The following is an 11,660-nucleotide window of genomic DNA, read 5'->3' as shown; positions in this document are numbered from 1 at the left end:
TGCCGGTCTCGATGATGGTAGTGCATAGCAGAATGTTAAATCGCTGATGATAAAAGTCCGCCATGACTCTTTCCAGCTCTCGCTCACGCATCTGACCATGGGCGATTTGTACGTTGGCGTCGGGTAACAGTTCCCGAATTTTCTGTGCCGTGTTTTCTATGGTTTCAACTTCGTTGTGTAAAAAGAATACCTGTCCGCCACGATGGATTTCCCGCAAGCAGGCTTCCTGGATGGTGGCATTGTTCCACTGGTTAACAAAGGTTTTAATAGCCAGTCGTTTAGCCGGTGCGGTTGCGATAATGGAGAGATCGCGCATACCGGACAATGACATGTTCAGTGTTCTAGGTATGGGTGTTGCAGTCAACGTTAATAAGTCTACTTCAGAGCGTAAAGCCTTAAAGCGTTCTTTTTGTCTTACACCGAAGCGGTGTTCCTCATCGATAATGACCAGTCCCAGGCGTTTAAACTTGATGTTTTCCTGTATCAGCTTGTGAGTGCCGATTACGATGTCGACGGTGCCTTCCTTGAGTTGTTTGATTATATTGTCCTGTTCCTTCCTGGAGCGAAACCGGGACAGGGATTCAACGTGTACCGGCCAGTCTGCAAAACGGTCCTTGAAGTTTTCATAGTGTTGCTGGGCAAGCAAGGTTGTGGGCACCAGCATGGCAACCTGTTTGCCATCCTGTACGGCAATAAACGCCGCACGCATGGCGACTTCGGTTTTTCCAAAGCCTACATCACCACAGACCAGGCGGTCCATGGGTTTATTGTTACGCATGTCACTAATGACCCCCTGGATTGCATCAATCTGGTCCGGTGTTTCTTCAAACGGAAACGAGCTTGAGAATGCCTGGTATTGATCTTTTTCAATGCGATAGCTATAGCCTGAACGTGCTTCCCGGCGGGCATAAATATCCAGTAGTTCCGCAGCCACATCGCGTGCACGCTCGCGGGCTTTGCGTTTGGCTTTCTCCCACTGGGTGCTGCCCAGTTTATGCAGCGGTGCCGCTTCCGGTGATGCGCCCGTATAGCGGCTGATTAAGTGTAACGATGCAACCGGGACATATAATTTGTCATTGCCTGCATAAATCAGTGTCAGAAATTCCTGTTCGATTTCACCCACAGTGATTTTTTGTAAGCCCACATAACGACCGACACCGTGGTCTTCGTGAACTACCGGTGATCCTTCTTCCAGTTCCACCAGATTTTTAATAACCAGGTCAGGATCACGCTGTCGTTCTTTGCGTCGCCGGCGTTGCAACACCTGTTCGCCAAAGATTTGTGGTTCCGCGATGACAGCAATAGAATCATCGCTTAACAGCAGGCCATGTTGCAGCGGTGCGATAGTTATCGCCAGCTTGTCACTACTGGCGAGAAAGTCCTGCCAGTTTTCTACAGATTTCACCTGTATATCGTTGCTGTTGAGTAGTTCGATAAGGGTTTCGCGGCGGCCAGTGGATTCAGCAGCAAACAGGATGCGGCCATCAAAGTTTTCCACAAAACTGGCCAGCTTATCTGCCGGGCGAGCCGCCCGCGCATCAACATTAACTACAGGTGGTGTTTCACAATCAAAGTTACAGGCGCCAGTTTTGTCTTCCAGTTTGAATGATTGAATATTGATAAGTGCGTATTGCTTGAATTGCTGAAATAATTCGTTGGTTCGCAGGAACACATCTTGCGGAGGTAAAATCGGTCGCTGTAAATCGTAACGTCGTTGTTCAAAACGTTGTTCAATTTCATCCCAGAAATGATCAGCGGCATGTTTGGCATCATTCACCTGGCACAACACGCTATTTTCAGGCAGGTAATCAAAAACGGTGGCAGTGCGTTCAAAAAACAACGGCAAATAGTATTCAATGCCCGATGGGGCGATGCTATTACTAACGTCGCGGTAAATCATACTGTTGTTGGGATCACCTTCAAACGCTGCGCGGTGAGCCTGGCGAAAACGCGCGATGGATTGTTCGGTTAACGGAAATTCTCTGGCAGGCAACAGGCTGACCTGATCAACCTGATCGAGGCTGCGCTGATTTTCCGGATCAAATGTACGGATGGTTTCGATTTCATTGTCAAATAATTCGATTCGATAGGGAGCGTGGCTTCCCATGGGGAACAGGTCGAGAATACTGCCACGCACTGCAAATTCACCGTGCTCCATGACTTGCGACACCAGCCGGTAACTACTGCGCGTCAGTTTTTGACGCATATTTTCCATATCCAGTTGTTGCCCGGTTTCAATTTGAAGGGAGTTGGCTTCCAGAAATTCTCGGGGTGCCAGACGTTGCATGACCGTAGATACCGGCAAGACCAGAATGCCCTGGGTCATGTGTGGCAGCTGGTGTAGTGTCGACAGGCGATCAGAAATAATATCCTGGTGGGGTGAAAAGGTATCGTAGGGCAGGGTTTCCCAATCGGGTAAATGCAACAGAGGCAGGCTATCTGATCCCGCTCCATAAAAGCGCAACTCATATTCCAGGCGAAACGCCGTTTGGGTATCCGGGGTAAGAATTATAAATGGCCGTTGCGCCTGTTGGGCAGCATTACAAATGGCTAAACCATAACTGCTGCCATAAAGTCGGCCCCAGTGAGAGGTGAATCCAGGTTTATCAACAAAAGATGGATTAAAAATACTGCAAGCTTGGATCATGGGGCTGTGGTTTGGGTATTAATTCAATCGAGGCGCGTATTGTAGAAGTATTCGCGCCTAAGTACAAAGGTAACTTTTTATTGAGTTACTTAGAGGTAGGGTATGAAAGGTGAATCGATTTAGCGCAGTTCTTCGATACTGTTATGTTTCTCATGGACGCGAGGAATGACCAGGCCATAGCCTTTTGACTGCCAGTGCAGGATTTCCGTTACGGCATTGGGAACGATATGTACGAATTCATGAAAGTCCTCAGGGCTATAGCCATATTCCTGGGCGGAGATTGCGCAGACTCTGAATTCCACGCCGAACTCCGAGTAATAACGCATGCGTTCCACGGCCTCTTTATAATACTCGTAATTATGCTTGGCTAGTGTAACGACTTCAGTGCCATGCATGACAACTTTTACATCAAGAAAATCAGGCGCAATGGCATAGGGTTCTTCGTTGAGGGTATGGTACATCCCCAGCATCCAGTAAAGACCCGCGCCAATTTTCTGTGGGTGGTCGAAGTAGAATTCGAAAACGGCTTTTTGTTCTTCGTAGGGCGTTTGTACCAGTTTGGCACCAGGGTCAGCATAAGCAACAGATATCACAAAATAGAACAATAGCAATCCCGTCCCCAGAGGCAGGCAATATTTAAGTGTCTTGTTGCAGAATTTAGCGTTCATATTGATGTGACGAACTTATCGGATTACTGAAAAATAGCCCCAGAGCTCTGATAGTACTAGCGGCGAACGGCGATAAAAATGAAGTGTCGCAGAACAAACCGGGATCGGTCAGGTGTCACTATTTATTGAAAAATATAGCAGCTGTAGCGGTTTCGACAGATGGATTCCGCTACAGTGTAGAATGATGTAATCGGCTGGATGGATTATTTATTGATCAGGTTTTGGTATTACTGCCGAATTCTGCCAGATATTGTCTGGTTAATACCTTACTTTCTTCAACAGCGGGTTGATCGAAGGGATCAATTCCCATCAACTCGGCGACTACCACCGTTTCCATTTCAAACAACATGATCAGTTCGCCAATGGCATAGGCATCGCCTTCATGCAGGCTGATGGTCCGGTTTGGTCTCCCTGCACGCGACAGGGTGGTACGCGTTGCCTGAAATTCGGCAGTGAAAAGTTCGCCGGTTGTGTGTCCGGCTAACGGTGCTATGGCTGGTATATCTTCAAATTCTACCGGAACCGTGTGACCCATGTGTTGTGCGCCACTGCTGGTAAAAAAAGTAACCTGCTTATCATCAGGGCCTTCAAGGTATAGTTGTAACTGGGAATGCTGATCCGTAACACCATGTGCTGCAACAGGGGTCATACCTTTGTGTTTGCCCTGGCCATCAATCTTACCCAGGCTTTCCGCCCATAGCTGACGAAACCAGTCAATTAACATGCGTAAGTTGTCAGCGTAAGGCATGTGTACACTTAAGGTACGGCCTTGCTCTGCGTGAAGATACTGGGCTGCCCCGTTATAAAATGCAGGATTCTCATTGATATCATCTTTACTGCAGCGTTGTGCCATCGCATGCGCACCATCGACAACAGCATCGACGTCGACACCCCCTAAATACGCAGGTAATAACCCCACTACGGATAACACAGAGAAACGACCACCAACAGTGGGATGAGGTACTACGGGAATGTTTAAACGTTGTCCCAGTTGAAACAGCGCGCCTTCTTCATTTTCGGTAACAAATAACGTGTGCTTCTGTAAGCCATCTTTGCCCAATAGCCGCTCCATGGCCGGTCTCATGGTCAAAAACTGGCTCAAGGTTTCCGCGGTATTTCCCGATTTTGAAATGACCAGTAAACAGGTTTCATCCCACTTGATTTTGTCCAGTGTCGCGAGGGTAGTGGGATCGACATTGTCATAAAAGCTAACTTTATGATCACCGCTACCTAGCGTATTAATCAACATTTCACCGCCTAGTGAGGAGCCTCCGATACCGAAAACCACGGTATTGTTAAATTTTTGCAGGATCTCCTGGCCTATTTTTTTGATTTCCGCTAATCCATTGGTGACAGGCAGATTGAGAAAATTTACTGGATCAGGATTGTTCCACTGGGCGATTTTTTGCCGTAGCGCGTCCAGTCGCGGCGAAAGTGCTTCAATTTGGTGCGCACTGATGCCTGCGTCGCCGATTGCATCCTGGAAGAATCCATCGTTGTTTATTGAAATACGGGAAAGGGATGTCACCATATGCTCCTGTGGCTTTTTGCTCTATTTATCGGTAATTACTTTATATCGGTAGTTTTTTTAGCGATGTATTTATGGCGCTACTATTTTTATAACGCTACATGGTTAAGCCATGTTTCTCTTTTGCGTGATAATGCATTGTAAAGCAAAACGCCTTGCAGGGGGAAATATCACGCAGGGAAATGTTGCGGAAATTTGACAGGTGTCAGTTTGTTGGGACAGGAATCGGTATTATTGGGCCGAGTAGTCGTAGTGTTTTAAATCTTTGCGTCTGCCCGTTGAGCGTTGTATGACAACTCCTTTGACTTCAAACTTTGATATCAGCTCAACGGGTTCATGAGCAGGATTGAGATAGTGAATCCAGTGCCGGCCTTCACTTGTGTGAAACTGGCCAAACAATATTTCACCACCATAGTCCACTACAACAAATGCTTCGTGGCATGCAGGTACGGCAGGATCAATAATAATAATATTTCCATCCCGAAATTCAGGACTCATACTGTCGCCCAGTACGCGAAGCGCAAAGGGTTCTGTTGTGCCTGCACTGCAACCTGAGTTCATAGCGGATACGGTAAAGCTTGATTGTTAGTTTTAGATTGAACGCAATAGACGATATTGTAACGGGTCGCCTGGAAGTGATCCATAGCCATTGGATTAAAAGCAGGACAGGTAATCGACTAAAAAAGCGATTTTACCCGCGGTGATTTCCGCGAAATAACTGTTGTGAAATTACGGGATTTTAATTTTCAAATTTTAGTTCTTCGATCAGCCGGGTAATCGCGTTAATGGCTCGTTTGCTCGGGTTGATCAGGCGAAACCCGGTATCATGAAATGCAGGATTAACATCCTTTTTAGTCCAGAGGCTTTCCGCATTGAGCGCGATCATTTGTGGAATGTCATCATCTGTAGGAATTTCCATTCTTAGATTGAAGCTTTGGTGAAGGGGAATAGATTGCTCACTAATGAGCATCATTCCCTCGGTGGTAATGTCAACCAGATGACCAATTAGCTGATTGTTTTCCGCTTTAAGTACACGCAGGTAATGCACCAGGTTCCAACGTTTTTGACTACGTTGAATAATCACGTGGTGGTTGAGTGATTTTTCTGCCAGGCTGCTCATTTTGCGTTGTCCTCCCCGCACGTTAGTGGTAGCGGTAGTAGCGTTAGTAATGTCGGTATTTTCCCGTATTAGCTGAAACAAGTGTGGATCTGTATCGTCTAACCACAAGAATAAATTCAGGTCATTGTTAACACTTCTGTGTATTCAATTCTCAGCTTACTATGCATGGTGTGTACCATAATTAGCCAATGTGAAATCCTGAGTGACGGCTCATTGATGCCACGCCATGTCGAAGCATGTTCGGGTGGTTTGAATTAACATATTGATAGTTAAGGAAGATTTAATGGCTGAGTAGTACATTAAAGCACCGCTGGATGGTTCCGATGTGAAGCAGACTGTTAGCCAGTTCAGAAAAATTAGAAGAAATGCCGAGTATTCATTAAGTTATGGTTTATAATGCCGCTTTTTTGTCAGTATCCTGATGTATACTTACGCAATGATGAATCACACATTTCTGCAACACATGCCAGGATGTCGTAAACCAATATCTCGAAAGCCAATATCACGAAAATTCAGACCGCATAAATTTTGATCTCACAAACCCAGATTTCATAAAACCAGATTTCATAAACAACGCAGACCATGTACGACAACCATTTCGGACTCAAAGAAACACCGTTTACCATTGCTCCGGATCCACGCTTTTTATATATGAGCGAGCGGCATCGTGAAGCTCTGGCGCATCTGGTGTATGGATTTGAGACAGATGGTGGCTTTGTTTTACTGAGTGGGGAAGTGGGCACGGGCAAAACGACGATATCCCGTTGTCTGCTGGAACAATTGCCTGAAAATTCCAGTGTAGCCATGGTGCTCAACCCCAAGCTCAATGCGCAGGAGCTGTTGGCAACCATCTGCGATGAACTACATATTGCGTACCCGGAAGGCAATACCAGCCTTAAAGTATTTATCGATTGTATTAACCAGTTTTTGCTGGAAAACAATGCCCAGGGCAGGAAGACGGTGGTAATTCTGGAAGAAGCGCAAAACCTGGAAATGGAGGTTCTGGAGCAACTGCGGCTGTTAACTAACCTGGAAACAAACCAGCGCAAACTTCTGCAAATTATAATGATAGGACAACCTGAGTTGTTGCAACTACTGGCGCGCCCGGAACTCAGACAGCTCGAACAGCGCATTACCGCGCGTTACCATCTCTTACCGTTATCGAAAAAAGATACCATTGATTATGTCAAACACCGCCTTGAAGTTGCCGGTGTCAAAGAGCCAGTTTTTTCCTATCCGTTGCTAAAAAAGATATACAACTATACTGGCGGAATTCCCAGGAAGATAAACCTGCTGTGCGATCGTGCCATGTTAGGTGCATATGTTCAGAACCAGAAACACATTGATCGTAAAATCCTTACCCGTGCCGCAAGGGAAGTATTTGGTGCTGCAATGGAAACCAGGGGCAGCAAGCCATTCTGGAGTCCCAGGTTAGCCGCTGTGCTGACAATACTGGTTTTGATTGTTGTCGGTGGTTATATGGTTTATAGCAATAAGGAACAATTTGCCCAACTGGCATCAAACCTTAAGTCCAGTATGAATAAAGAAACTGCGCCAACAAATAAGGACGCCACGATTGTTAGCGCTAATGACGCCAGGGATTTTTTACAACTGCTTGATACGCAGAATGAATCGGTTAGTAAGGGTAGCGCTTTTCAAGCGCTTTTTGATCAATGGAATGTATCAGTTAAGCTTGGTGCAGAAGCTGATCCCTGTGATATTGCGCTGAGCAAGGGATTGAGTTGTCTGGAACAAAAAGGGAATTTACAAAGTTTGCTCGCTATCGATCGCCCGGCTGTTCTGCGTTTTTTAGCTGGCAATAAGAATTCTGTTTTTGCTACCCTGGTAACTTTAGAGAGTAACAGTGCTACGATGCTGGTGGGTGGCCAACAGGTGAAAACTTCCCTGGTGGAACTACAGTCAAGATGGTTCGGTGATTACACCGTTTTATGGCGTATACCGCCAAGCTATGACGGCGCTATTAAAGTGGGAACCAATGGTCCTGATGTCCAGTGGTTGGCATCCCGGCTGGACAGTATTAATGGTGAGAATCCGGCTTCAAATGGTATGGTAAGCTATGACACAAAGCTGATTCGCAAGGTAAAGGAATTTCAGGCGCAGGAAGGTTTGCGTTCAGATGGCATCGCCGGTACCAGAACATTAATAAGGATTAACAGTGTTACGGCAAGGGATGTTCCCCGGTTGTCAAAACCATCTGAAATGAATTTTGTGCCAGACAAGCAAAGTGCCAGAGCGCTGGATCATGAATTACATACTAAAATTGCCCGTGCCCCTGGTGCATCTGAGTAAAAACGATGTCATACATATTAGAAGCACTTAAAAAATCTGAACAGGAACGCGAGCGTGGCAATGTCCCCGACATTAAATCCATTCATAGCAATAACGATGTAACAACACATGATAGCAAGCGTAGTTGGTGGCCGTATATACTGGTATTGGTCGTTCTGATTAACGGTGCTATTTTTGGCGTGATCTATTTGGGTGGAAAAGACAGCAATAGCACAGGCTCGGTAAGCAATGAGCCGCAAGTGGCTTCACTTTCTGATGAAAAATCCGTTATCGATGAACCAGTGGTAGTAGAAAAACCGGAGCCAGTAATAAGTTCTCAGCAGCAAACAACAGAAGTTCCAGTAAAGCCTGCAGCAGTGCCAAAACCACAACCAAAGCCACAACCAAAGGTAATCTTTTCGAAAGAACCACTTGATATGAGTAGCGATGTTGTTGCCAGCAAGGGCGCAGATGGGGGTGCCTCTCAACCGAGTGCTATAGAGAGTGATGCAACTCAGGAATCCATCGAGGAAAACATTCAGGCGGTGTTGATATCGGAGCTGCCCGAAAATGTTCGTCAAAGCATTCCCAATATAGAATTTGCCGGGCATGTCTATTCTACCTCTGTTGAGCGCCGATCCGTTATGATCAATGGTAAAAAAATGCGTGAAGGTGATGCGGTAAACGCAGATCTGTTTCTCCATGCGATTACGCCAGAAGGGGCAGAATTTGATTATCAAGGATACCGCTTTAAATTAAACGCATTGCAGGATTGGTCCTTTCGTTAATCCCCGGCCCGTTTGATTTAGCAGGTATATGTAGTCAAGGAATAAAAATGACAGCTAAGCAGTTAATGCAATTAATACGATCGCTTCAGAACACCCGCACAAAAAATTCAATATCCGAGGCTGTTGATATACATCGACGTCAAGTGCTAAAGAGAGGCGTATTAACTGCGTCTCTAATCCCGGTAATGCCATCATTGCTGACAGCGTGTGGTTATGTTGTTAAGCAGGAAAAGGTCGATAAGCAATTTCGCACCCGTAGTAGCAATATCAGTTCATTAGGGCCACTAAGAGAAGCAGATGAAAACGGCGTGCGGTTGCCTGAGGGTTATAGTTCACGAATCATTGCACGCACCAATGAGAAACCATTCAAGGATTCAAATTATGTCTGGCATTGGGCGCCCGATGGCGGTGATGTGTTTGCGACCCGTGGAGGCGGCTGGATTTATGTATCGAATAGCGAAACAGCCGGAGGAGCTGGTGGCGCGGGAGCGCTGGTGTTTGGTGTGAATGGGGATTTGCGTGATGCATATTCTATACTCGAAGGCACTAGTCGAAATTGTTCCGGCGGTAAAACGCCATGGGGAACCTGGTTATCCTGTGAGGAAGTAAGTGATGGTCATGTCTGGGAATGTGATCCAATGGGTATCTCGAAAGCCCGTCGTCTGGACGCATTGGGAACGTTCAGTCATGAAGCAGTTGCGGTGGATCTCGTTAACAATCAGTTTTTTTTAACAGAAGACGAACAGGACGGCAGGCTTTACCGTTTTACGCCCGATGGTCGGGATTCAAAAGGGAATCCTGACCTGACCAGGGGTGTACTGGAAGTTATGCAGGTGCTTGACCAAAGCAATAATAATGTAGTTTGGCATACAGTCTTTGATCCCAACGCCAGGAAGGGGGCTACTCGTTACCAGGTAAGAGAAAGCACGGCATTTGATGGTGGAGAAGGAATTGTTTATCTGGATGGCTATATTTACATGGCCACCAAAGGTGACAATCGAATCTGGCGTTATGATGTCGCAAATCAGACCATGACAGTCTTTTATGATGCAGAAACGCATCCCAATCCAATACTGACAGGGGTAGATACCCTGACCGCGGTTCCCACCGGTGAACTGTTTGTTGCGGAAGATGGTGGTGATCTGCAACTGATATCGATCTTGCCAAACCTGGAACTTGTTCCTGTGTTACAGGTTGTCGATCAACCTAATTCCGAAATTACCGGCCCGGCCATTAACCAGCATGGCAACAAGCTCTACTTCAGCTCCCAGCGTGGAACAACCGGGACCTCCGCGGGCGGCATAACTTATGAAATCACAGGGCCATTCTTTGTTAAATAATGCGTTGTAAAGACAGCCTGAATGAAAAAGAAAGATTGGTACCGAGGGTCGGAGTCGAACCGACACTCCCGTGAAGGAACCGGATTTTGAATCCGGCGCGTCTACCAGTTCCGCCACCCCGGCACGAGGAGTGTTAGTATAGTGATTTTCTCAGTCAGGGCAAGGTATTAAGGGCGATTTTTTGTTAGTATCCCGCGCATGCAACGCAGTGAATTTCAATTTGATTTACCTCCCCATTTGATCGCCCAGTATCCGCTGGAATCGCGTACAGCCAGCAAGCTGTTGTGTCTGGATGGGAAAACGGGCGCCATCGCGGATCGCATGTTTAGCGATTTGCCAGATTTATTGCGACCCGGTGATTTGTTGGTGTTTAACAATACCCGTGTTATTCCAGCCCGTTTACATGGTGCCAAGGCTACCGGCGGTAAAGTTGAAGTATTAGTGGAAAGACTACTGGAAGGCAATCAAATCCTGGCGCATGTCAGGGCCAGCAAAACTCCCAAAACTGGCAGCTCCATAATTATCAGTGACGAATTTGAACTGGTCGTTATGGCGCGGCATAAGGATCTGTTTCGTCTGGTTTGTCATTCGCCGACGCCATTAAGGTTGTTGCTAGAAAAGCACGGTCATGTTCCTCTGCCACCCTACATCAACCGGCAGGATACCAAAACTGATATTTCACGTTATCAAACAGTCTATGCAGAAAAAGATGGGGCTGTGGCAGCGCCTACAGCGGGATTGCATTTTGATGACAGTATCATGGAAACTCTTAATCAGAAGGGAATTAACACGGCCTTTGTTACGTTACATGTGGGGTCTGGTACATTTCAACCAGTACGGGTTGAAAATATACAAGAACATGAAATGCATAGTGAGTACGCGGAAGTGTCCAGTGATGTCTGCGAACAGGTGAAACAAACGCAAGTAAATGGCGGTCGTGTTATTGCTGTCGGTACGACTTCATTACGCTGCCTGGAAGCAGCCTCACAAGATGGCGAAATTCATCCCTATCAAGGTGAGACGAATATATTCATTTATCCCGGTATTCCGATCCAGACAGTCGATGCGCTAATTACTAATTTTCATTTACCGGAATCTACCTTGCTGATGCTGGTATGCGCATTCGCTGGCAAGCGTCAGATATTCGCAGCCTATTCTCATGCCATTGATCAAGCCTATCGATTTTTTAGCTATGGTGATGCCATGTTCATTGAGCGTGCCTAAATTAAGCGATTTATCAGGATAGAAATTTGGCATCCAAAACTTCATCGATGGCCTTT

9 protein-coding genes and 1 tRNA gene are annotated in these 11,660 nt (G+C 46.4%); 4 read left to right on the top strand and 6 right to left on the bottom strand.

Going from position 1 to position 11,660, the window contains the following annotated elements; translation table 11 throughout:
* From mfd to ACWVCM_RS00670, 5 genes are all read right to left on the bottom strand, one after another.
* A partial coding sequence (gene mfd, locus ACWVCM_RS00690; protein WP_455199769.1) for a transcription-repair coupling factor occupies positions 1-2,647 on the bottom strand: 2,647 nt, incomplete at its 3' end.
* Positions 2,648-2,766: 119 nt separating this feature from the next.
* Positions 2,767-3,315: a DsrE family protein gene (locus ACWVCM_RS00685; RefSeq protein WP_455199768.1), complete on the bottom strand. Its 549-nt coding sequence runs from the start codon at positions 3,313-3,315 to the stop codon at positions 2,767-2,769.
* Between the two features lie 214 nt (positions 3,316-3,529).
* Entirely contained in the window at positions 3,530-4,843 is a 1,314-nt protein-coding gene (locus ACWVCM_RS00680; protein WP_455199767.1) for a hypothetical protein, read from the bottom strand.
* 231 nt (positions 4,844-5,074) lie between these two features.
* Positions 5,075-5,404 carry a S24 family peptidase gene (locus tag ACWVCM_RS00675; RefSeq protein ID WP_455199766.1) on the bottom strand — a complete coding sequence of 110 codons (330 nt, stop codon included), beginning with the start codon at positions 5,402-5,404 and terminating at the stop codon, positions 5,075-5,077.
* A 178-nt stretch (positions 5,405-5,582) separates the two neighbouring features.
* On the bottom strand, positions 5,583-6,071 hold the full coding sequence (locus tag ACWVCM_RS00670) for a PilZ domain-containing protein (protein ID WP_455199765.1): 489 nt from the start codon (positions 6,069-6,071) through the stop codon (positions 5,583-5,585).
* 474 nt (positions 6,072-6,545) lie between these two features.
* Here ACWVCM_RS00670 and ACWVCM_RS00665 point away from each other — a divergent pair, with 474 nt between their 5' ends.
* The 3 genes from ACWVCM_RS00665 to ACWVCM_RS00655 are packed head-to-tail and all read left to right on the top strand — an operon-like array spanning position 6,546 to position 10,380.
* Positions 6,546-8,273, top strand: a complete 1,728-nt coding sequence (locus tag ACWVCM_RS00665) for an AAA family ATPase (protein WP_455199764.1) — start codon at positions 6,546-6,548, stop codon at positions 8,271-8,273.
* 5 nt (positions 8,274-8,278) lie between these two features.
* Positions 8,279-9,040, top strand: a complete 762-nt coding sequence (locus tag ACWVCM_RS00660) for a general secretion pathway protein GspB (protein ID WP_455199763.1) — start codon at positions 8,279-8,281, stop codon at positions 9,038-9,040.
* Positions 9,041-9,087: 47 nt separating this feature from the next.
* Positions 9,088-10,380 carry an alkaline phosphatase PhoX gene (locus ACWVCM_RS00655; protein ID WP_455199762.1) on the top strand — a complete coding sequence of 431 codons (1,293 nt, stop codon included), beginning with the start codon at positions 9,088-9,090 and terminating at the stop codon, positions 10,378-10,380.
* A gap of 36 nt (positions 10,381-10,416) precedes the next feature.
* Here ACWVCM_RS00655 and ACWVCM_RS00650 read toward each other — a convergent pair.
* Positions 10,417-10,503: transfer RNA gene (locus ACWVCM_RS00650), tRNA-Leu, on the bottom strand.
* Positions 10,504-10,578: 75 nt separating this feature from the next.
* Between ACWVCM_RS00650 and queA the strand changes: the two genes are divergently transcribed.
* On the top strand, positions 10,579-11,604 hold the full coding sequence (gene queA / locus ACWVCM_RS00645) for a tRNA preQ1(34) S-adenosylmethionine ribosyltransferase-isomerase QueA (RefSeq protein WP_455199761.1): 1,026 nt from the start codon (positions 10,579-10,581) through the stop codon (positions 11,602-11,604).
* Positions 11,605-11,660: the final 56 nt, after the last annotated feature.

This window comes from Kaarinaea lacus (genome assembly GCF_975902315.1).
Note: the sequence above shows the minus strand (reverse complement) of the source record. Positions and strands in the feature narration are given on the sequence as shown.

What these genes read in the sequence shown, in the direction of transcription:
- ACWVCM_RS00655 (WP_455199762.1), top strand. Translation starts at nt 9,088, where the DNA reads ATGACAGCTAAGCAGTTAATGCAATTAATACGATCGCTTCAGAACACC.
- ACWVCM_RS00685 (WP_455199768.1), bottom strand. Translation starts at nt 3,315, where the DNA reads ATGAACGCTAAATTCTGCAACAAGACACTTAAATATTGCCTGCCTCTG.
- queA (WP_455199761.1), top strand. Translation starts at nt 10,579, where the DNA reads ATGCAACGCAGTGAATTTCAATTTGATTTACCTCCCCATTTGATCGCC.
- ACWVCM_RS00660 (WP_455199763.1), top strand. Translation starts at nt 8,279, where the DNA reads ATGTCATACATATTAGAAGCACTTAAAAAATCTGAACAGGAACGCGAG.
- ACWVCM_RS00665 (WP_455199764.1), top strand. Translation starts at nt 6,546, where the DNA reads ATGTACGACAACCATTTCGGACTCAAAGAAACACCGTTTACCATTGCT.
- ACWVCM_RS00675 (WP_455199766.1), bottom strand. Translation starts at nt 5,404, where the DNA reads ATGAACTCAGGTTGCAGTGCAGGCACAACAGAACCCTTTGCGCTTCGC.